The organism is Marinobacter sp. SS8-8, assembly GCF_030540945.1.
Classification (GTDB): Bacteria; Pseudomonadota; Gammaproteobacteria; order Pseudomonadales; family Oleiphilaceae; genus Marinobacter.
Map to the genome: position 1 here is coordinate 372,276 of NZ_JASSVN010000002.1, position 21,608 is coordinate 393,883.

A 21,608-nucleotide genomic window follows, 5' to 3' on the forward strand; every position below is an offset into this window, starting at 1 on the left:
ACCAGGCTCAGTTATTGCAGACCCGCTCCACGGCATCAATCCAGCCGGCATAGAGGGATTCGCGCAGGGCTGGCCGCATGCCGGGGTGGAACTGGCGCTCACAGGCCCAAAGTCCGGATATTTGCTCGAGACTCTCGAACACACCCGTCTGCAGCCCGGCGAGGTAGGCGGCCCCGAGTGCCGTTGTTTCCGTGACCCTTGGCCGGTCAACGGTGACATTCAGGATATCCGCCAGGAACTGCATCACCCAGTCATTCACCACCATGCCGCCATCCACCCGCAGGGACTCAAGCCGGGCACCATCATTCTGGATAGCGCGCACCAGGTCTTTGGTCTGGTAACACACCGATTGCAGGCCCGCCGTGACAATCTCGCCAATCCCCGTGTCCCGGGTCAGGCCCATAATGGCCCCGCGGGCGTGAGGGTCCCAATGAGGCGCGCCCAGACCGGTAAACGCCGGAACAAGGTACACCGGATTATCGACACCCACCGCCTCCGCGTGGGTCGAGGACTCATTGGCGTGGGCAATCAGCTTCAGCCCATCCCTCAGCCATTGCATGGCCGCACCGGCGACGAAAATGCTGCCCTCCACGGCGTAGCAGGGCCTCCCGTTGAGGCGATAGGCCATGGTCGTTAGCAAACGGTTCTCGGAACGAACGGCCTGATCCCCGGTATTGAGCATCAGAAAACAGCCGGTGCCGTAAGTACTCTTGGCCATGCCCGGCTTGAAGCAGGCCTGCCCCATCAGGGCGGCATGTTGATCGCCGGCCATGCCTGCAATCATGACCGGGCTTCCCAGCCAATGTGATTCCGAAGTGCCATAATCCGCTGCACTGTCCAACACGTCCGGTAACAGGGCGCGGGGCACACGGAACAGGGCCAGGAGTTCGTCGTCCCATCCCTGCTGGTGAATATTGAAAAGTGCCGTGCGCGAGGCATTGGTGGCATCGGTGCAGTGTGACTTGCCGCCAGTCAGATTCCAGAGCAACCAGCTGTCCACCGTGCCGAACGCCAGGTCTCCGGATTCCGCCCGCCCACGGGCCCCCTCCACGTTGTCCAGTATCCAGGCAATCTTCGTGGCCGAGAAATAGGGGTCGATAAGCAGCCCCGTCCTCTCGGTGACGCTGTCTTCGTGGCCGTCAGACTTGAGCTTGGCGCACCAGGAGGCAGTGCGGCGATCCTGCCAGACAATGGCATGGTGTATGGGCTTGCCAGTGGCCCGCTCCCAGATCACCGTGGTCTCGCGCTGATTGGTGATGCCAATGCCTGCCAGGTTGCTGGCCTCAACGCCGGCCTTCTCCAGAGCACCCCGGCACACCGCCAGGGTACTGTCCCAGATTTCCAGGGCATCATGCTCAACCCAGCCATCCTTTGGGAAATACTGATGAAACTCCTGTTGATCAGTCGCAACGCAGTTACCTGTCTGGTCGAAAACGATTGCGCGGGTGCTGGTTGTGCCCTGATCAATGGCAAGCAGATAGCGGGTCATGGACGGCCTCCTGTTGTTTCTTCCGATTTTAACAGCGGGGGCCCCAGGAAAGAGTGAACAATCCGGAATTTGGCGGCAGCCATAAAAAAAGGGCCGGAAAACCGACCCTCAAATGACGAATGAAACAAGGAAGTTCGTAAGAACTACAACCTCAAAAGTCATCCCTTACGATGTCTATTATTAACGCGGGGGCAGGAAACTTCAGTAGCGCTTGTGTAGCAGCTTTGTTACATCAGGTGAGTCAGTGAGGACTGGTTCACACAATGGGATTCAGTGGTTTCTTTCTGGGCCAGACCAGGCTGAACCTGGCGCCGCCAAGGGTGTCGCTTGTGCCGACGAAAGCCTGGCCGCCATGCCAATACAGAATCCGCCGGACAATGGACAAACCAAGACCGTAGCCGCCGGAGGTACGGGTACGGCTGTCGTCCAGCCGGGCAAAGGCTGTGAACACTTTTTCCCAGTCCTCCTCCGGAATTCCGGGACCATCATCCTCCACGTCTATCCGGCAGTTATCCTCGTCAAAATGACAGCTTACGACGACCTTGCCAGCCGCATAGCGACCCGCGTTACCCACCAGATTCTGAATAGCCCGATGCAGGTAACGAGGCTCAACATCCGACAGTGCCCAGCGTTCGGACATCTCATCAATATTGTCCTGAATACTCAGTTCTGGTCGCACCAGTTGCTGCTCCGCAACCACCTGGCGGACAATGTCGGTTACCGAGGTTTCCTGAAGGGAGAAAACCGGGCCGCCCTGCTCCAGCCTGGCGTAGGTGAGAATCTCGTCGATCAGTTCATCCAGTTCCTGTATATCGCCGTCGATACCGTCCAGTTGTTTCTGGAGCGAGGCCTGATCCTGACAGTCCTCGATCATCTGGACACCAAACCGGATTCGGGCCACCGGGGTGCGCAATTCGTGGGATACCGCGTGAATCATTTCCCGCTGCACCTGCACCAGCCGCTGGATATGCTCGGCCATGCCGTTAAAGGAAGCGGCCAACCGGGAAACCAGGGTCCCTTCGCCCGCCTGAACCCTTGCCCCCATTTCGCCGCGGGCTATGCGAACAGCCACCGACTCAACGGTTCTGAGATTGTTATCCACTTCCCGAAGCGCCAGGAACAGGGCGACCGCCAGCACGCCACCCAGCACCATAACCAGCAGGAGAACAACGGGCCAGGACCAGGCGCTGAAGGGAGCCGGCATATCGATCCGGAACAGCTCACCGTCCGAGAGTTGAATAATGACTCTGCCGCTGTCATCAGAGCCCTCTGTATAGAATGCCAGGCCGCGGTCGGCAACCTGGCCCAGAACGTCCGAACCCGGCAGCAAGGTTGAATCATCCAACGGACGAACCCCGACATTGAGGACCCGCGCCATTTGGGCCGCAACATCGGGACGATTCTCCGGTGGTGCTGAGTCAAGATGCCAGCGGAAGATCAGCCCGGTGGTTTCCGCCACATCGCGGTAAGGGTCGGTCAGGCGCAGTTGCAAAACCTGCCCCGAGAGACCCGCGATGAGGACCCGGTAGCCGGCACCACTCTCGATTCCGACCACCTGGCCGTAACCCAGTCTCTCGAGCGCAACCTGGGAAAGGACAAATTCGGAGGCGGCCCCCACACGGAAATCAACGGTCGATCTCAGCCAATGATATTGCTGCGCTGGCGCCGGCGTGGCTGCCAGCCACCGCATCACAGGCTCAGGAAAGCGCTCATGCCAGAACTGGGAACGAACCGAATTGATACCGGTAAACAGGAGAGCACACAAAAGAACAACCAACGCGGTAAGACCGGCAAGGCGGGCATAAAGCTTGAGGAAGAATTTCAGGGGCATGATACCAACCCTGGCATGGAACACCGATGTGCAGGCCGTTTGCACACCGGCTCCAGAGACTGAATCGTCAGGCTTCCTTTACAAACAGGTAGCCTTTACTGCGAACGGTCTTAATGCGCCGTGGATGGATAGGATCATCACCGATTTTGGGGCGAATCCGCGACACCCGTACATCAATGGAGCGATCCTGGCCGTCGTACTCGATACCGCGCAGCGCCGTAAAGATTTCTTCCCGACTCAGGACCCGGCCCGCATTGCTGGCCAGCAGCCAGAGCAGGTCGAATTCGGCGCTGGTCAGATCGATACTCTCGTCACTCAGCCAGGCTTCACGCATGGAACGATCAACAACCAGGTCATTGAACTGAAGGCGCACCGGCTCTTCGCCGCTCGCTTCATCAGCTGAGCCCTGCCCCGCCTCGGTGACCCGTCTCAGCATGGCTCGGATACGGGCAAGCAAAACCCTGGGTTTGACCGGTTTGCCAATATAATCGTCTGCGCCCATCTCCAGACCAAGAACCTGATCCAGATCATCCGTGCGGGCGGTCAGCATGATGATAGGACCGGAATAGAAGGGGCGCACCCGGCGACAGATGGACAGGCCATCTTCCCCCGGCAACATCAGATCCAGCACCACCAGGTCGGGCTGCTCGTTGCGGATCCGCTCCACCGCAGGGCCACCGTGAGTTTCCAGGGAGACGGTCAACCCGTTGCTTTCAAGATACTCACGGGTTAACTCAGCCAACCGCTCGTCGTCCTCGACAATCAGAATTCGCCAACTTTCGTTTGTCTGTTCCACGCCATCCGTCTCTGGTTTTGTTATTCCGGTTTCAGGTCACTTTATGTACCCGACAATACAGGCAACCTGTTGTAACAGCAATTATACATGCTATTCAGAAATATACATGGAACCGCTGTTTCGTTACAGCCCGTGACACAGCGCACGGCGATGTCGGTCTGCCTTGCGATGTCACAGACACGCCACTTCCTGGTCACCGGTGCGTCACACCGGCGTCATAGGCTGGTCGGGAAATGGAAACAAAAGAGCGCCGGGCATGGGATGGTCTATTCGCCCGTGGGCCCAGCGATTGAGCCCGCAACTGGCGAGCTGGACCAAGGCGAGGACCGCCTCGTCAAAACAGCGGGCGGCCCTGAGCCACCTCGTCTTCCGTCGCTTCACGGCGGCCGACAATCTCCAGATCAAAGTACAGGGTAAAACCCGCCAGCGGGTGGTTGGCATCAACCCTGACCAGATTGCCATCGATACCAACTACCTGCACAATTTGCGCTTCGTCCCCGGTGTTGGTCTGAAATTTCATGCCAACCTGCAGATTTTCAATTCCTTCAAACAGTGAGCGTGGCACCTTGCGCACCAGCTCCGGCTTATGTTCACCATAGGCCATCGCGGGCGGCACCGTCACCTCGAGGCAGTCGCCCACGTTGCGGTCCTTCACGGCCTGCTGGATACCCTCAATAATCTCGGGGCTGCCGTAGACAAAATGCAAAGGCTCGCTGCCCTCGGAAGTATCAACCAGCTCGCCGATCTTGTTCTTCAGCACATAGTGGATAGTAAACACATCGGGTCTTGCTTGTGGAGCTGTCATCAGGTTTTCGGGTTTCCTGTATCCGGTGGTGATTCGAGCTGTTTCAGACCATGAATAACCAGCCGCTGATCCAGCTTGTCCCGCAATCCGGAAGGCGCCGACAGCCCCATGCGCTCAAGCAGGACCCCATAGCGGCCATCATCGTCCCGGGCCCGGAGGGCCTGCCACAGGGTCGCCAGTTTACCACGGCGAGTAGCCGTTGCGGCCTTTAGCCCCTTAAGGGCTTTCCCTAACATCAGCTCTTCATCGGTAAAATCCCTGCCAAACGGAAACGGCGGGAACAGGCCCGTATCGCCGGTTGCCGACACCGCGCGGCGGATTGATGCCGGGGTGTTGTTACCCCAGGACGCCGGAAGTTTGAAGGCAGGATCTACCTTGCCCGCCTTCTGGGCCTTGCTCAGAAGCTCCTGCTGGAACCGGGAGTCGGCGATGCGGATCAGCCTCAGGAACACCTGCTCATCGGACTGTCCTCTGAGATCCGCAATGCCGTATTCGGTAATCACAATGTCCCGGAGGTGACGCGGAATGGTGCAGTGGCCATAGCTGAATACAATGTTCGACAACACCTTGCCACGAGACTGCCGGGTACTGCGCAGCGTCAGTATGGAGCGGGCACCCGGCAGTTCGTGGGCCATGGCCACGAAGTTGTACTGCCCGCCCACGCCGCTGACAACCCGGCCATCTTCCAGGCCGTCCGATACGCCAGCACCATTGAGGGTGTACATCATCGCCGAATTGATAAAACGTCCATGTACCCGTTGCGCAGCCTTCAGCTTCTGATCGCCAAACCGGTGATCGTAAAGGTGGTTGATAAAGTTCACGCTGGTCATGCAGATCTTCGCGCGCTGATCGTCGGTCAGCTCCCTGAGGGACTGGTAGAACCGCTCGGGCCCGACGTAGAAGCCACCGTGCATGGCGATGCCGCCGGTGAGTCGCTCTCCGAGAATCAGCGTTTCAATGGCTTCCCGGGCTTCCGGGTTGTCCAGATCGCCCTCAACGGACTGATCGCCGGCACGCAGCCGCCCACCCTTGAATTCCACAGTCTCCCTGAAAATCCCGTGCCGGACCAGCCAGTGGACATCCCGGGCCCGCAGCGGACTGTCGATCAGCTTCTCCCGGCGCAACACATCCAGGGAGGCCAGCGATACCCGCTCGGTCATGTCCCCGTTATTGATCAGGGACTGAAGGCCGGCATGGTCGTAGACTTCTCGGCGCAGAATGCCGTGTTCCATCAGATAGAGAAAACCATCGACCATCATCTCGCTACAGCCATACAGCCCCTGCTCGAAGGGCCCGGTTCCACCATCTTCGCTGACCACCGGGAAGTTCTGATCAACCTTGAGGTGATCAAACACGTTCCGCCAGGCATCGTTATGACTGTGCCTGAGTATGGCGCTGTGAACCAGGGCAGCGCCCAGTGAGCCAATTCCGACCTGAAGCGTGCCACCGTCTTTCAACAGGGTGCTGGCATAAAACCCGATCAAATGATCTTCCGGACTGACAGACATCGGCGGCGCAGAGAAAAGCGGGTAATCGCCGGAGGGCTGATCAAGCACTATATCGAAACGATCTGCCCCGATAGCGGCATCGTGCCCGAACCACGGCAGGTTCCGGTTCGTCTCTGCCACCACGGCGACCGGCGTGCCCGCGGCTTCCCGCTCCCGAAACCGTGGAATCAGGTCCAGCGTCAGGTCTGGGTTGCAACTCAGGCTGACTTGCCCGGGCTGTCCATGTGCCTCCCCCGGCGCCACCATCTGGGCAACCACATTCACACCCACCGCCATGAGATCGCGAACCGCATGGGTGTAGTTGGTGCAAACGTAATGGCGCTGCTGGGAGCCATTATTGAGGTAACTTCCGGCCTTGAAGAAAAACTCGGAAACCTGGACATTCTCTGGCAGGCGATTTGACGATACGTCCCGGGCATAGGTCAGTTCAGGAATAGCGCCGTACAGGCGCTCCACAAACGGCCCCATAAAGCGCTGCTCCAGTGACGAACCTCCTTTCGGCGCCAGCAGCGACAGCGCCGTGACAATATGCAAACGGATTTCCGGGTCATCCTTGGCCCGCTGGTAGAGCGCATTAACGAACCGGACGGGCTTCCCCAGTCCCAGAGGTAAACCCAGTGTGATGTTCTTGCCAACCCGGCGAACCACCTCATCAACACAGGCGTTCACATCATTCGATACCTGCACTTTATCCATTGCCATTACCAAGCTCCTTACAGGCTAATCAGGATGTCAACGGGGATAATCACACGAGCCCCGGGCGTAAACAATGCGCCAGGTCATGATTTGAGGATTTGCATGCACCAACGGCAGAGACGGGAACAGACCGGACGAGCTAACCGAAACAGTCTCAACAGAAAGAAGGGGGAATTATCAGAAGTTCCACTTCAGGTTCAGGCGGGCGCCCTCGTTCAACAGAGAAATGCCATGGTCCGCCTGGGCCGGATCGGACGCATACTGCTTACCGGTGTTCCTGGAACGGGTCAGTGTGAGGCTTAGCAGCCGTGAACCGATTTCGGCGAAAGCCTCGGAGCTGTCGTAATCAAAATCACCGGACATCCGCTCCTGCAGCTCGTAAATTTCTTCGGCCGTCGGAGCGTTTTCGGCTTCCTCAAACGCACGCCCGGAAGCTTCGGCACGGACAACAAAAGCAATGAGATTGAGAGCGAGTAATGCAACAAAGATGCGAATAATCATGACACTGACTGAGACCTTTTCCGAAACGTTAGTCTACGGATACCTATAGCTAAAGTCTAATGATTCAGCGCCAGAAAGATGTGAATCCGCACACAAACGCGCCGCCTTTTTGTCATCGGATCAGCGCATTTTCGTCAAAAAATGATCCCAAACATTTCAGACTGTAACCGCAGCCCCGCCCGGCCTGGCAAATGAACAGGCCAATAAGGGTAACGCCGATATCCGTCTTTCCAGGCTTTTGTGTTTGCCTATCGTCTCCGGGTCGGCGCATTTCACAGGTAAAGGGAATGTCACGGGAGTGTCGCATAACGGTCATGTCAGCTTTTCATAGTAGGGGCATGTCAAAGGAAGCACAGGATACACCGTGACCGAGACCGTGCAGGCTAACCGGCGCCAACAACACATTACCATTGTTTCGGAGACTTTTCCGCCGGAAATCAATGGCGTGGCAAACACGCTCAGGCATCTATGCCAGGGACTGATGCAGCGTGGGCACCGGGTGACGGTTATAAGGCCGCGACAGCAACATGAGCGCAAAGGCAACTTCGCCGTTGCCGGCGAGGCCCTTTTCACCCGCGAGCATGTGGTAACAGGATTGCCTTTACCCGGCTACGCGGACCTGCGCTTTGGCCTGGCCCGGACCCGTCACCTGAAAAAGCTCCTGGCTACCGACCGGCCCGATGCCCTCTACGTTGCCACCCAGGGCCCACTGGGCGTCGCCGCCACATCGGCGGCACACCAGATGGGCATCCCGGTGAGCTCCGGCTTCCACACCAACTTTCACAGCTACAGTCGGTATTACGGCGTCGGCATGCTGGAGCGATTGCTGTGTCTCTATGGCCGCTGGTTCCATAACCGCACTGCCATCACCCTGGTACCAACCCGAAAAATGCAGCAAGCGACGCGGGCCATGGGCATTCCGGCAACCGGACTCTGGAGTCGGGGCGTGGACTGTCATCGATTCACTCCCCACAAGCGGGACAGCGCGTTGCGAGAATCCTGGGGGCTACAGCCCAACGACAGAGCCATTCTGTACGTCGGCCGACTCGCACCGGAGAAAAACCTGCGAATGGCGGTTGCCTGCTTCGAGCGTATCCGGGGTCTCCACCCCCAGGCCAGGTTCATCCTGGTTGGCGACGGCCCGCTTCGGCGTCAACTGGCTGAACGCCACCCGGACTACGTGTTCTGCGGCACCCAGTGCGGTGATGACCTCGCTCGGCATTTTGCCTCCGGAGACCTGTTCCTGTTCCCAAGCAAGACCGACACCTTCGGCAACGTGGTTCTTGAAGCCATGGCCAGTGGCCTGGGTGTCGTTGCCTTTAATGATGCGGCGGCGGCCGAACACATCCGCCACGAGGAAAACGGCATGAAAGTGCCCCTGGATCAGGACGAGGCTTATGTCGACAGTGCCCTCCGACTGGCCGATCAGCCGACCCTGCTGAACCGGATCAGGGCCCAGGCCAGGCTGGACGCCCTGGAGCAGAGCTGGAATTCGCAGATCGACCAGTTTGAGCTACTGGTTTTCAACCAAACCGCAAAAGCCGGATACCATGCCGTCAACAAGCAAAGCATCTCGCTTCTTTGAACTGGCAGACCAGCGGGAAGTCGCTTTCTGCCAGTCCATCAACCGTGCTGTTCGTTTCCGGCCAGCCCTTGGCTATTTCCGACTGGTAAGCCGACTCGGAGACGGCTGGTTCTGGTACGCCCTGATCCTGTCCATCCCCTTTGTTTATCCGGCATCGGGCCCTGGTCTGGCGCTGCTCATGGCGCTGACGGGACTCACCTGTACCGTCAGCTACAAGCTGCTCAAACGCTGGCTTATCCGGGAACGACCGTTTATATCCTTCCCGGCCATCAACTGCGGCACACCGCCCCTGGACCGCTACAGCTTTCCCTCCGGCCACACACTTCACGCCGGCTGCTTTCAGGTTATGCTCACCGTGGCCGAACCGGCGCTAGCGCTGATCGTGCTCCCGTTTACCCTCAGCGTTGCCGCATCACGGGTGATTCTGGGCCTGCACTACCCCAGCGACGTCGCCGCGGGCGCCCTGATCGGTGGGCTGATGGGCTACGTCGCAATGACCTGGCTGTACCCGGACTTCGCCAGGCTTTTCACAGGGTCTTTCTGACCGCTAGTCGAACAGACGCAACTGCGTAACAGGGGCGCCGTCATTGCGGAAACGCACGCCCAGCCCCAGCAGCCGCACCGGCCTTTCCCGATTGGTTACCAGCTCGGCAAGCAGCGGCAGGTAATCTTCCAGGGCGGGCTCCCTGACCTGCTCCCGAACCCGTTCCAGGGTGTGGGTTGAGAAATCGCTGTAGCGGATCTTGATAAAGAGCTTGTGGATTGGTTTCTGACGCGCCCTGCGGGATAGCCGTAGATTGAGGTCGGCTACCAGAGAGGCCATGACCATCTCGCACGCCGCCATATCCGGCAAATCCTGGGAAAAGGTTCGCTCCACGCTGACCGACTTGGCGATCCGCGACACCACCACGGCCCGGTCATCCCGGCCATGGGCCATCTCGTGCAGACGATAGCCCTGCTTGCCGAAGCGCTCTATCAACACCTCCGCCCCAAGCGCCTGCATGTCACCGCAGGTCTTGACCCCAAGCGCGTGAAGTTTCGAGGCCGTCACCTGCCCTACTCCGAACAGCTTCTCAACCGACAATCCCTGCACAAATGCCTCAACGTCCTCCGGGCCAATGACAAACAGCCCGTCCGGCTTTTCCCAGTCGCTGGCGACCTTGGCGAGGAACTTGTTGGGCGCAACCCCGGCGGAAATGGTGATCCCCACTTCCCGGTGCACCCGCTCCCGAAGGTGGCGGGCCATCAGGGTGGCACTGCCTTTGTGATCGGTCACATCGGAGACATCCAGAAAGGCTTCATCCAGGGAAAGCGGTTCCACCAGATCTGTCAGTTCCCGCAGGATGGCCATCACCTGCTGTGAAACCGCCCGGTAGCGTCCCATGTCCGTCGGTACCGTCACCAGCCCGGGACACAGTCGTCGCGCCTCACTACCCGGCATCGCCGAACGCACACCGTAGGCACGGGCCTTGTAATTGCAGGTGGTCACCACGCCCCGCCCCCCATCGCCACCTACTGCCAGCGGCACATCCCGCAGGCTGGGATCGTCCCGCATCTCCACCGCCGCGTAGAAGCAGTCACAATCCACATGGATGATCTTGCGTTGTGGCATAATCGAGGGGCTCGCGTCGACTTTCTGTACATTTATACAGCCTTGTATCTTAAGTTAACATGCAGAGAATGTCAGGAACCCTTATCAACCGGCGCATCAACCATTGCGAGGCCACCATGAGCAACCCGATTCCTGAAGCAGAACGCACCGAAATTGAAGCAGCCGCCTTTCGCCGACTGGTCAGCCACCTGCGTGAGAACACCGAGGTGCAGAATATCGACATGATGAACCTGGCGGGTTTCTGTCGAAACTGCCTGTCCAAGTGGTATCGGGCGGAGGCGGATGAGCGGGGGTTCGAGATTTCCGATCCGCAAGCCCGGGAAGAAATCTACGGCATGCCCTACGAGGACTGGAAAGCCCTCTACCAAAAAGGCCCCAAGCAGGAACACAAATAATGACCATAAAAGATGCCGTGAGGATCCATCTGGCATCCCTGGACGCAGGCCATGCCAACTTCGACGATTCCCTGACCCTGATCGAACAGCACTTTGAGTATCAGCCCTGTGGCTTCCGGAACGGCCCCCTGGTCAACGCCGAGGGCGAAAACACCGGCTCCTGCCGGATCTTTGCCCTTGGCCAGTACTGCAACCTGAGTGAAGTCGACACGCTCAAGCTGTTTGCCCAGCATTATCAACAGGTTCTGGACGACCCGACCGGCGAGAGCCACGGCAACATCCGCCAGTTTATCAGCACCGGATGGTCCGGCATCCGGTTCGAAGGCGCACCTCTCCGGCAGCGCCCGAACCCAACCGGCAACATGACCAGGGAAGAGACTCCGTCATGAGCGATACCGCGACCTCCGGGGTAAAACAGGGTTTTCAGCTAAAAAGCGCCAGCGTGTCCATGACCGCCCTGGAGCTCTACTACTTTGACGACGGCGAGTTCGAAGAGGTCCTGCGGGACAAGATCAGCCAGGCCCCCGGGTTCTTCAAGGACATTCCACTGATCATCAGCCTGGAAAAGTACCAGGGGCTGGACAGCGAGCTGGATTTTTTCAAGATTATCGGAACCTGTCGGCGCAACCACATCCACGTGATCGGCGTGCGGGGCGGCAATGAAGACCAGCGCCGTCTGGCCCGTGGAGCGGCCCTGGCACTCCTGCCCGGCAACGGACAGCGGGATCGCATCCATGAAGCCGAACAGGCGGCCGCGGAGGTAGCAGAAACCGCAGGTGTTGCCGCGCCGACGGGCAGTGCCGGTGACCCACCTCCGGCCAAAATCATCTCCCAGCCGGTACGCTCCGGCCAGCAAATCCACGCCCCGGAAGGCGACCTGGTGATTCTGGCGCCGGTCCAGGCCGGGGCCGAAGTGCTTGCGGCAGGCAATATCCATGTGTACGGCCCCTTGAGGGGGCGGGCACTGGCAGGTATCCACGGGGCGGAGTCCGCGCGGATATTCTGTCACTCCATGGAGGCAGAGCTTGTGTCCATTGCGGGACACTATAAAATCTCCGAAGATCTTCAGGACAATGGCTGGAAAAGCGCCGTGCAGATCCAGCTCAGGGACGACCTGCTGGTGGTGACGCCACTGGACAAGGCCTGATATTGGGGCTGAATACAACAACTTGACCGGATAATTCGGCAGACACGACGAATCCACCGAGAAACAGGAACAGAACCTTGGCTAGAATCATTGTCGTTACCTCAGGAAAGGGCGGCGTTGGCAAAACCACCACCAGCGCCTCAATCAGCACCGGCCTTGCCAAACGGGGCCACAAAACCGTCGTTATTGATTTCGACGTGGGCCTGCGCAACCTTGACCTGATCATGAACTGCGAGCGCCGCGTGGTGTACGATTTTGTCAACGTTATTCAGGGCGAGGCGTCCCTCAATCAGGCACTGATCCGGGATAAACGGGTCAACACGCTTTATATCCTCCCGGCGTCCCAGACCCGGGAAAAAGAAGCCCTGACCAAGGAAGGTGTCGAAAAAATCATTAACGAGCTGTCCGAGACGTTTGACTACATCGTCTGTGACTCTCCGGCTGGCATCGAACACGGCGCCATGATGGCCCTGTACTATGCCGACGAGGCCGTGGTGGTCACCAATCCGGAAGTGTCTTCGGTGCGGGATTCGGATCGCATTCTGGGTATTCTGCAGAGCAAATCCCGGCGGGCCGAAATGAGCCAGGACCCGGTGAAAGAACACCTGCTGCTCACCCGCTACAACCCCTCCCGGGTAGAAAGGGGCGAGATGCTGTCGGTGGCCGATGTCGAGGAAATTCTCGCCATTCCGCTGTTGGGCGTTATCCCGGAGAGCCAGATTGTGCTGAATGCCTCCAACCAGGGCGTACCGGTTATTCTGGAAGAGGACAGCGACGCAGGCCAGGCCTATGAGGATGCAGTAGCGCGCCTGCTGGGTGAGGAACGGGAGCACCGTTTCATGACCGCCCAGAAAAAAGGTTTCTTCTCACGGATGTTCAAGGGAGGCTAAGGGATGAGTTTCCTGGATTATTTCAAAGGCAAAAAAAGCAGTAACACCGCCAGTGTGGCCAAAGAACGGCTCCAGATCATCGTCGCCCATGAACGCGGCCAGCGTGACCAGCCGGATTACCTGCCCCAGCTTCAGCAGGAGTTGCTTGAGGTCATCCGCAAGTACGTTCAGATCAGTGACGACATGGTGCAGGTAGAAGTCGACCGCAACGAAAGCTGTTCGGTTTTGGAGCTGAACGTCACGCTTCCCGAACGATAACTCTGAAAACCTGCCCTGGAAGTCTGCGCAGCAGAATTCGCGCAGACTTCCAGGGCAGGCCAGGAGTTACCTGGTTCACAATCCACTGTTTCCGTCGCCGTGCCGGTCTGAACCTCATGCTAGACTCGGCCCACCATCTGCAAGGAAGTGTACCCTATGAGAAAGACCATAGCCCATGGCATTACTGGCTGGGCCTCGGTCATCAACGGGCTTGCCTGTACGTTGCTGGCATTTGCTGTTGCCGCCAATGCCCAGGCTGAACTGCCCTCTGAAACCGATGAGGCGTGGACACTGCGCAAGAAAGCCAATGATATTCGTGTCTATACCATCGATCAGCCAGACTCCAGCTTTAAAGCCTTCAAGGCTGTGGCCGTTCTCGATGCGCCCATCGAAAATCTGATGGCTGTCATGGCCAACCCCGGCTCCTGCGTTGAGTGGGTGTACAACTGCACCGAATCCTATGCCTTCGGCGATGGCGAGTTCCGTGATCGGTTTGCCTATTCCGTGAACGACATGCCATGGCCGGTTACTGATCGGGATTATGTACTGCGCATCCGGACCCGGGGTGATGAAACCTCCGGTGAAATTGTCATGGATCTGAACGCCACCCCCAACCAGCGCACGCAGAGCAGCAGCCGGATCAGGGTTGATCGCTCTGATACCCTGTACCGGTTTACCCCGGACGGCGACAAAACCCGAATGGTTTGGGTTCAGCACACCGATCCCAATGGCGCACTACCGGGCTGGCTGGTAAATTCCCTGCTGGTGGACATTCCCGTGCAATCCATGGAGGAGCTGGAACGGGTTGCCAACAGCGAAAGGTACCAGGGTTACCGGCTGATTTACGACGAACAGGGTCAACTGACCGGTGTAAGTCGCTCTGCCCCCTGAGCCGACAGACCTTGAGGGGATGACGCGCACGGTATCACGCGCTAAGCTTTGGAAAAGGACTTTAGAAGGCAGCCCACATCAATGACCGTTCTCGCTTATGAGATCATGACACCGAGCATCAAAGCCGTTCCGCAATCCTGGACCATGGGTCGGCTTGCCCGCTTTCTCACCGACAACGAAATAACCGGCAGCCCTGTGACCGACGACGATGGCGAGATCGTGGGCATTGCCACCCTGAAAGACATCACCGAATTCCGCTGGAATGCCACCCGCTCTGATGCCGACAGGCATCTGACACCGGAGGAGCGCGAGGAAGCCCGGCGCCTTCGCATGATCATCTTTGAAGAAATGGGCAAGGTGCCGGTGGAAGTCCGGGATATCATGACCCCTATCGTTTTATCGGTTGACGAGACAACGCCGGTGCGGGACATTGCGAATGTCATGATGCGCGAACACCTGCACCGGATCTTTGTCACCAGGGACGCAAAAATCACGGGCATCATAACTACTTACGATATGCTGAAAGTGATCTCGGATGAGGAACTCACGCAACGCTGCGCCCGAAACGACTGAGCCACCAGAGAGGTAGCGCCACCTATGCCCAGAGCACCGCAAGCTCGCCGGAAGATGTACGTCCTAGATACCAACGTCCTGATTCACGACCCGAACGCCCTCCTGAACTTTGAAGAACACGATGTCATCCTCCCGATGACAGTCCTCGAAGAACTCGACAGCCTCAAATCCGGCAAACAGGCCGTGGCGGCCGACTGCCGCCAGGCTATACGCAACATTGACAAATTGCTGGGCGACGCCAGCCCGAAGGAAATTGAGAAAGGTGTTCCCATCGTGCGGGGCAAAAAGGCCGACCCTCTGGGCAGACTGTCGATCCTGATGAGCACGGAGCACACGGGCAACCACTCCCTCCCGGAGCACCTCAACGACAACAAGATCATCAATACCCTGGCGGCACTGCAGGACCGGCACAAGTCCCGGGACATCATCCTGGTGTCCAAGGACATCAATATGCGCCTCAAGGCGCGGGGTTTCGGGGTCGAAGCCCAGGACTACCACAACGACCAGCTTCTGGACGACATCGACCTGTTGCCCAAAGGGTACCGGGAATTTCCCAACTCCTTCTGGGACACCATCGAAAAGGTGGAAACCGTCCAGCGGGAAGGCACAACGGAACACATCCTGAAGCGGGAAGGTGAGCTGGCCAAGCTGAAGATCAACGAGTTTGTGGTGGATGAACTGGGCTTTGTCGGCAAGGTGGCGGATCTCACGGACACCCAGGTGATCATCAAGGACCTGCATCAGCACGACCTTCTGAACGAGGAGGTCTGGGGTCTGGTGCCCAGGGATATCTACCAGGCCATGGCCCTGAACCTGCTCCTGGACCCCGACATCCATCTGGTGAACCTCACCGGCTCCGCCGGCTCCGGTAAAACCATCCTGGCCCTGGCCGCCTGCATCGAGATGACCGTGGCCAGCAAACTGTACAAGCGGATCATTGCCACCCGCTCCACCCAGGGGCTGGACGAGGATATCGGCTTCCTGCCCGGCACCGAGGCCGAAAAAATGGAGCCCTGGCTGGGCGCCATTGTCGACAACCTGGAAGCGCTGCACGAAGACGACGAGAACATGACCGCCAGCGTGGACTACATCCTCAGCAAGGTGCCCCTGCACTTCAAGTCGATGAACTACATCCGCGGCCGCAGCTTCCAGCACAGCCTGATCATCATCGACGAATCCCAGAACCTGACGCCGCATCAGATCAAGACCATCATTACCCGCGCCGGCAACGGCTCGAAGGTGATCTGCCTGGGCAACCTGGCACAGATCGACACACCCTACCTGAGTGCGCTGAGCTCCGGTCTCACTTACATGACGGAACGTTTCAAGGATTTCCGCCACGGCGGCCACATTCACCTGCAGGGCGTTCCCCGTTCGGTACTGGCGGAATTTGCCGAGTCCAATCTCTAATGAAAAAGGGGTCAGAACCACAGTTCTGACCCCGTCTTCAGTCGGCCGGCGTCACACCCGATAACAACTCATAAAAAAGGGGTCAGAACTTCAGTTCTGACCCCGTGTTCAGCCGACAGGGCTCACACCCGAAAACGACTCACTTGTTCCGACATGTCGGAAGCCAGGTTCCTCAGGCGCTGGGTTGCATCGCCCGCGCGCCGGGTGCCCTGAGAAGTCTGCTCGGTGATCGCAACAATCTCATGAACATTCTGATTGATGGTTTCAGAAACACTGGTCTGCTCTTCGGCTGCGCTGGCAATCTGGGTATTCATATCCGTGATGGTGGCCACTGCCTGGCCGATGCGCTGCAGGGCTTCGTTGACCTGACGGGTTTCCTCAACGGTCGCTTCACTGCGCTCGCTGATTGAACCAATCAGTTTCACGGCATTGCCCGCGCCGGACTGGAGACGTTCGATCATGTCCTGAATTTCCTGGGTGCTCTGCTGAGTACGACGAGCCAGCGTGCGCACTTCATCCGCTACAACCGCAAAGCCACGACCGGCATCACCGGCGCGGGCCGCCTCGATGGCGGCATTCAGAGCCAACAGGTTGGTCTGGTCGGCGATTTCGCGGATAACCTCCAGCACGCTGTCGATTCGGCGGGAATCGGTACCCAGTTGTTCAATCACCTGAACACCTTCTCCCACCTGTTCCGAAAGCCCGCCAATAACGCCAATAGCCTGATGCACCAGGCCCTGGGCATCACAGACCTGCCCGTTGGCACGATCAGCAGCCTCTGAGGCCTCACTGGCATTATTCGCCACCTCCTGGGCGGCGGCGGTCATTTCATTCATGGCCGTTGCCACCTGGTCACTCTCGGATTTCTGCCGCTCGACGCCCCGCTCGGCCTCGCTCATGACCTGGGTAAGATCAGCCGTGGCTTCGTTCAGTGTCCGGGTTGATGACAGCACGCGTTCAACCAGTTCATGCACCTGGTCAGCGAAGCTGTTGAATGCCGTTGCCAGCTGGCCGAGCTCGTCCTTGCCGGAGACATCGAGCCGACGGGTCAGGTCGCCATCACCACTGGCAATATCGTTCATCGCCGATACGGCGGATTTCAGCGGCCGGATAATGCTGCGCACCACAATCAGGGCCAGAAGCACTATGATCGCCAGGGCAATCAGGGACGTGGTAACCGAACCGATTACAGCATCCGCCAGGGAGTCGCCGACCTGGGCTTCGATATCGGCCACATGGGTGTCCAGACCATCGATCCAGAAACCGGTCCCGATCATGACGCCCCACTCCGGCAGTATTTCCGCGTAACCCAGCTTGGGCGCCACTTCGCCAGTGCTGCTGTTCTTCCAGTGATAGGGAACATAGCCGCCGCCACTGCGGGCAGCCTTTACCAGTTCGCGGATCAGGTAAGTGCCATTGGGGTCCTGGAAATCCCACAGATTCCTGCCCTCCAGAGACTGGTTAACGCCATGCATCACGTTGACGCCGCGGGTGTCGTAAGCGAAGAAATACCCTGGGCTACCGGAATCGTCGAAACGAAGCTGGCGCAGGATCTCCCAGGCCTGCCGGCGTATTTCTGGATCATCAGCCGAACCCGGCTGATTGTACAAATGGGCGATGGACGTCCTGGCCAACTCCAGGTAATTCTTCAGCTCCCGGCGCTTGCTTGCTTCCATGTCTGTGGAAAAACCGGCAACGGCCTCTTCGCCAATCTCACTGGCCTGATTCAGGTTGTAGCTGGTAAGAAACGCGGTGAGCACGATAACCGGCACAAGAGCCAGTAACAGCACCCGGGTCTGGATGGTCAGGTTTTTCATGGCAGATGGCCTTTTTTGGTGAGCAAGCGGTCAGCCGGAACATTCGGCCCTGAACAGAGGTTGGCAACATTACGAAAAAAGACCGGCAATGTCATTGATGATACTGCATATTTTGTTTCTGCCCTGTAACGACAACGGTAAATTTTGTAGCTCAGTCTTTGAACTGCGCCTTATCCAGGCCGTGTTTACGCATTTTGTCGTACAGGGTTTTCCGGGCGATACCGAGCTGCACCATGGTGTCCTTGATACTACCGTGGCAGGCATTCAGGGCACTGATAATAGCCGAACGCTCGAACCCGTCCATCATCTCGGCGAGGGTCTGCCGGCCTGATACATTGGCGGCGGCCACGGGCCCGTTCTCATCCAGTGCGGCCGCTCCCAGCAATACATAGCGTTCCGCCAGATTCCTCAGTTCCCGGACGTTGCCGGGCCATGTGTGCTGTGTCAGGTGGGCCGCCTGGCCGGCATCCAGAGGAATACTCTCCCGGTCATACCGGGCGGCGGCAATCAGTACGAAGTGGTGAAACAATGTTGGAATATCGTCCTTGCGCTCCCGCAATGGCGGAATATCCACCTTAACAACATTGAGGCGATAATAGAGATCGGACCGGAAGTCACCTTTCTCACTGAGCGTTTTCAGGTCCGCCTTGGTAGCCGCGATGATACGCACATCCACCTCCTGTACCTGATTGCTGCCCAGGCGCTCCACCCGCTGTTCCTCCAGAACCCGCAACAGCTTCACCTGCAACGGCATGGGCATGCTTTCTACCTCATCCAGGAACAGAGTGCCCTTGTGGGCATGCTCGATTTTGCCGATGCGGCGTTTGTCCGCGCCGGTAAAGGCACCGGCCTCGTGGCCGAACAGCTCGCTTTCGATCAGGTTTTCCGGAACCGCGCCACAATTGATGGCAACAAAATTATGGGCGCTGCGAGCACTGTTCTCGTGAATGTAACGGGCCAGCGCATCCTTGCCGGAGCCGGTTTCGCCGTGCAGCAGGATATTGGCGGAGATATCCAGGATCGGGTCGATGGTCGCCATCACCTTCTGCATTGACGGCGAATCGCCCAGAATCCGGGGTCCCGGCTTTGCCAGATGGCGTAACTGCGCCTTCAGTCGCCGGTTTTCAAGGGCCAGATGGCGTTTTTCCAGAGCGTGCCGCAGGAGTTCAATCAGCTCGTCGTGATCAAAGGGCTTTTCAATAAAATCATAGGCCCCCTGCTGCATGGCCGTTACGGCGGTACTGATGTCCCCCTGGCCGGTCAGGATGATCACCGGGATAGTCTCATCCACAGTCCGGACCCGCTCCAGCATCTCCAGGCCGTTCATCTCCGGCATATTGTAGTCACACAAGACAACGCCGTCATAGTCGGCATCGATCTGCCCGAGAGCGGACGGCGCACTTTCATAACAGCTGACCGGCAGGTCTTCCAGTTTCAGAGTCTGGGCAATGGCCTGACGGATATGGGGGTCATCGTCCACAAAGATTACCGAGGGTTCTGTCATTCCGTCGCCTCCCGCTTCCTGAGGGTTAACACAAATTCGGCACCCGGACCGTCCATACGGTTCCGCCCTGTAAGGGTGCCACCGAGGGCATCGACAATCTGGCGTGAAATTGACAACCCCAGGCCCAGGCCCTGTTTCACTGATTTGGTGGTGAAAAACGGTTCAAAAATCTGCTCGGTATTGCCCTGAAGGCCGGGACCGTTATCCCGAACCAGGCATTTCCAGCAATCTTCGGCTTCCTCAATATCAATCCGCACCTGCGGATGCCGCGATTCCTCCACCGCGTGCACCGCATTGGCCATCAGGTTCACCATCACTTGCTCAATGCGAATCAGGTCACCGTGACACATCACCGGGTGGTCCGGCCGGTTCCACTGGATGTCGATATCGGCACTGGATTTCTGAGCCAGGATGATCTTGAGGGACGCATCAATGGACTGTCGCAAGTCCACCACCGCCGGCGGCCCCTCGGATTTGCGGGCAAACACCTTGAACTGCCGCGTCAGCTCCGCCATCTTGTCACACAACGCGATAATCTCGGACAGGTTGGCGTCGACCATGTCTTCCGCGCCTTTCTCAAGGAAACGGCGGCTGTTTCTGGCGTAAGTCTGTATCGCAGTCAGTGGCTGGTTCATTTCATGGTTCAGGCCCGCCGACATCTGCCCCAGAACGGCCAGCTTGGCGGCCTGGATCAGTTCCTGCTGGGTTTCCCGGAGTTCGTTCTGGGTGCGCTCACGCTCGCGGATTTCTTCCAGTAGCTTGCAGTTAGAGTTCTCCAGATCGGCGGTTCGTTCGGCCACCCTCCTCTCCAGTTGCTCTCCCCTCAAGGCCAGTTCAGCCTCCCGGCGGTAGCGCTCCCGGATATAGAGCCAGGTCAGCAAGCCTCCGAAAAACAGGGCCGCACCGCCAACAAGAAAGGCCAGCCGGGTCCAGATAACGGAGCGGGTGCTCACCATTACCTGCAGCGTCCAGTCCAGCCTGGGCAAATCGGTACGGACACTCAGGTAATGCCCGCCAGCATCACTCCCAACCAGATGGATTTTTTCAGACCGGTCAGACACGCCCCAGGGACGCCCGAGCCGCATCATATTGATGGGCGTCAGGTCCCGGTCCGGATAGCGTTGGTAGGATTCAGCCGCCGGCGTTGTGCCGGAATAGGGTTCAAAGTCCCGGTAAAGCCATCGTGGTTTACTGGCCAGGAAGCTGATGCCGTCCCGGTCCAGCACCACCATTTCCGCCTCACTCAGCGACGCAGGGCGGTGCCACTGGGACTCCAGCTCATGAACAAGGACCTTGACGGCAATAACGCCCAGCACCGAGCCCTGGCTATCCAGAATGGGGTGCGAAAAATACAGGCCACGCATATTGGACATCAGCCCCAGTGCAAAATAGATGGCGGAATCCCGGGTTGCCAAAGCCTCCGAAAAGTAGGGGCGAAAAGCGTAGTTGCTACCCACGAAGCTGTCTTCCTGCTGATAGTTATTGGCGGCAATGGTCAGGCCGTTCACATCCATCAGATAGACATCAGAGCTGCCCATGATCGTGGCCATCCGCTGCATTTCTTCGTTGGCTTGCAGAATGATCCCCGGGTCATCCGGAGTTCTCAGGGCTTTCTCGAGCAGGGGATGCTCAGCCATAAGCTCGGGGATGGGGAGATACCGGTTCAGCTCGTTGGCGACAAGCTGACGGTAACGAAACGATTCCTCAAGGCTTTTCTGTTCCACCTGCCGGTAGCCAGCCCAGCCTCCCAGTGTCCAGGACACCAGTAGGGTCAGGCCAAAAATAAGGAAAGCGCCAATCCGGAAGGACATAAGCCGGGTTCCTGGAAAAACCGCTAGCGTAGCGCCCGGAACCAGGCAGGACAACCGTTCACCGGCACGATCATCCTGCCCTGCACAGG

General features: G+C 58.4%; 20 protein-coding genes. 10 read left to right on the top strand and 10 right to left on the bottom strand.

All coding sequences use genetic code 11. The features are described 5' to 3' along the window. Nucleotides 1-7 precede the first annotated feature (7 nt). The 6 genes from glpK to QPL96_RS03755 all read right to left on the bottom strand — a co-directional run bounded on the left by glpK (nucleotide 8) and on the right by QPL96_RS03755 (nucleotide 7,626). A complete protein-coding gene (glpK, locus tag QPL96_RS03730) occupies nucleotides 8-1,489 on the bottom strand; it encodes a glycerol kinase GlpK (protein WP_303285648.1) in 1,482 nt (493 codons plus the stop codon). A 256-nt stretch (nucleotides 1,490-1,745) separates the two neighbouring features. Next, nucleotides 1,746-3,365, bottom strand: coding sequence for an ATP-binding protein (locus tag QPL96_RS03735; RefSeq protein ID WP_339751214.1), 1,620 nt, complete (start codon nucleotides 3,363-3,365; stop codon nucleotides 1,746-1,748). Nucleotides 3,366-3,387: 22 nt separating this feature from the next. Continuing rightward, nucleotides 3,388-4,116 carry a response regulator gene (locus tag QPL96_RS03740; RefSeq protein WP_303285649.1) on the bottom strand — a complete coding sequence of 243 codons (729 nt, stop codon included), beginning with the start codon at nucleotides 4,114-4,116 and terminating at the stop codon, nucleotides 3,388-3,390. Nucleotides 4,117-4,450: 334 nt separating this feature from the next. Then, entirely contained in the window at nucleotides 4,451-4,921 is a 471-nt protein-coding gene (locus QPL96_RS03745) for a peptidylprolyl isomerase (RefSeq protein WP_303285650.1), read from the bottom strand. Beyond that, nucleotides 4,921-7,131: an acetyl-CoA hydrolase/transferase C-terminal domain-containing protein gene (locus tag QPL96_RS03750; RefSeq protein ID WP_303285651.1), complete on the bottom strand. Its 2,211-nt coding sequence runs from the start codon at nucleotides 7,129-7,131 to the stop codon at nucleotides 4,921-4,923. Before QPL96_RS03750 ends, QPL96_RS03745 begins: the two co-directional genes overlap by 1 nt. Before the next feature lie 171 nt (nucleotides 7,132-7,302). Beyond that, a complete protein-coding gene (locus QPL96_RS03755; protein WP_303285652.1) occupies nucleotides 7,303-7,626 on the bottom strand; it encodes a hypothetical protein in 324 nt (107 codons plus the stop codon). A gap of 364 nt (nucleotides 7,627-7,990) precedes the next feature. On the opposite strand from QPL96_RS03755, the gene QPL96_RS03760 reads away from it, so the two are divergent. Both QPL96_RS03760 and QPL96_RS03765 read left to right on the top strand, forming a co-directional pair. Then, the gene (locus tag QPL96_RS03760) at nucleotides 7,991-9,211 is read left to right on the top strand and encodes a glycosyltransferase family 1 protein (RefSeq protein WP_303285654.1); all 1,221 of its coding nucleotides are present in this window, start codon (nucleotides 7,991-7,993) and stop codon (nucleotides 9,209-9,211) included. Continuing rightward, nucleotides 9,177-9,755 carry a phosphatase PAP2 family protein gene (locus tag QPL96_RS03765; RefSeq protein WP_303285656.1) on the top strand — a complete coding sequence of 193 codons (579 nt, stop codon included), beginning with the start codon at nucleotides 9,177-9,179 and terminating at the stop codon, nucleotides 9,753-9,755. Before QPL96_RS03760 ends, QPL96_RS03765 begins: the two co-directional genes overlap by 35 nt. A 3-nt stretch (nucleotides 9,756-9,758) precedes the next feature. On the opposite strand, the gene dinB is transcribed toward QPL96_RS03765, so the two are convergent. Then, on the bottom strand, nucleotides 9,759-10,823 hold the full coding sequence (gene dinB / locus QPL96_RS03770) for a DNA polymerase IV (protein ID WP_303285657.1): 1,065 nt from the start codon (nucleotides 10,821-10,823) through the stop codon (nucleotides 9,759-9,761). A gap of 116 nt (nucleotides 10,824-10,939) precedes the next feature. On the opposite strand from dinB, the gene QPL96_RS03775 reads away from it, so the two are divergent. From QPL96_RS03775 to QPL96_RS03810, 8 genes are all read left to right on the top strand, one after another. Next, the gene (locus tag QPL96_RS03775) at nucleotides 10,940-11,218 is read left to right on the top strand and encodes a DUF1244 domain-containing protein (protein ID WP_303285687.1); all 279 of its coding nucleotides are present in this window, start codon (nucleotides 10,940-10,942) and stop codon (nucleotides 11,216-11,218) included. Then, nucleotides 11,218-11,607, top strand: a complete 390-nt coding sequence (locus QPL96_RS03780; RefSeq protein WP_303285658.1) for a HopJ type III effector protein — start codon at nucleotides 11,218-11,220, stop codon at nucleotides 11,605-11,607. Before QPL96_RS03775 ends, QPL96_RS03780 begins: the two co-directional genes overlap by 1 nt. After that, nucleotides 11,604-12,365 carry a septum site-determining protein MinC gene (minC, locus tag QPL96_RS03785; protein ID WP_303285659.1) on the top strand — a complete coding sequence of 254 codons (762 nt, stop codon included), beginning with the start codon at nucleotides 11,604-11,606 and terminating at the stop codon, nucleotides 12,363-12,365. Before QPL96_RS03780 ends, minC begins: the two co-directional genes overlap by 4 nt. 77 nt (nucleotides 12,366-12,442) lie before the next feature. Then, nucleotides 12,443-13,255, top strand: coding sequence for a septum site-determining protein MinD (gene minD, locus QPL96_RS03790; protein ID WP_303285660.1), 813 nt, complete (start codon nucleotides 12,443-12,445; stop codon nucleotides 13,253-13,255). 3 nt (nucleotides 13,256-13,258) lie between these two features. After that, a complete protein-coding gene (gene minE / locus QPL96_RS03795) occupies nucleotides 13,259-13,513 on the top strand; it encodes a cell division topological specificity factor MinE (RefSeq protein ID WP_303285662.1) in 255 nt (84 codons plus the stop codon). 156 nt (nucleotides 13,514-13,669) lie between these two features. Further along, nucleotides 13,670-14,404 (top strand): START domain-containing protein, encoded by a 735-nt coding sequence (locus QPL96_RS03800; RefSeq protein ID WP_303285664.1) that lies wholly within the window; start codon nucleotides 13,670-13,672, stop codon nucleotides 14,402-14,404. Between the two features lie 81 nt (nucleotides 14,405-14,485). Next, on the top strand, nucleotides 14,486-14,977 hold the full coding sequence (locus QPL96_RS03805) for an HPP family protein (RefSeq protein ID WP_303285665.1): 492 nt from the start codon (nucleotides 14,486-14,488) through the stop codon (nucleotides 14,975-14,977). Between the two features lie 54 nt (nucleotides 14,978-15,031). Next, entirely contained in the window at nucleotides 15,032-16,387 is a 1,356-nt protein-coding gene (locus tag QPL96_RS03810) for a PhoH family protein (RefSeq protein WP_303285688.1), read from the top strand. Between the two features lie 122 nt (nucleotides 16,388-16,509). Here QPL96_RS03810 and QPL96_RS03815 read toward each other — a convergent pair whose 3' ends face one another. The 3 genes from QPL96_RS03815 to QPL96_RS03825 form a co-directional block, all read right to left on the bottom strand. Continuing rightward, the gene (locus QPL96_RS03815) at nucleotides 16,510-18,204 is read right to left on the bottom strand and encodes a methyl-accepting chemotaxis protein (RefSeq protein WP_303285666.1); all 1,695 of its coding nucleotides are present in this window, start codon (nucleotides 18,202-18,204) and stop codon (nucleotides 16,510-16,512) included. Nucleotides 18,205-18,355: 151 nt separating this feature from the next. Continuing rightward, nucleotides 18,356-19,708, bottom strand: coding sequence for a sigma-54 dependent transcriptional regulator (locus QPL96_RS03820; RefSeq protein ID WP_303285667.1), 1,353 nt, complete (start codon nucleotides 19,706-19,708; stop codon nucleotides 18,356-18,358). After that, the gene (locus tag QPL96_RS03825; protein ID WP_303285668.1) at nucleotides 19,705-21,519 is read right to left on the bottom strand and encodes an ATP-binding protein; all 1,815 of its coding nucleotides are present in this window, start codon (nucleotides 21,517-21,519) and stop codon (nucleotides 19,705-19,707) included. The genes QPL96_RS03820 and QPL96_RS03825 overlap by 4 nt, the downstream gene beginning before the upstream one ends. Between the last annotated feature and the right edge of the window lie 89 nt (nucleotides 21,520-21,608).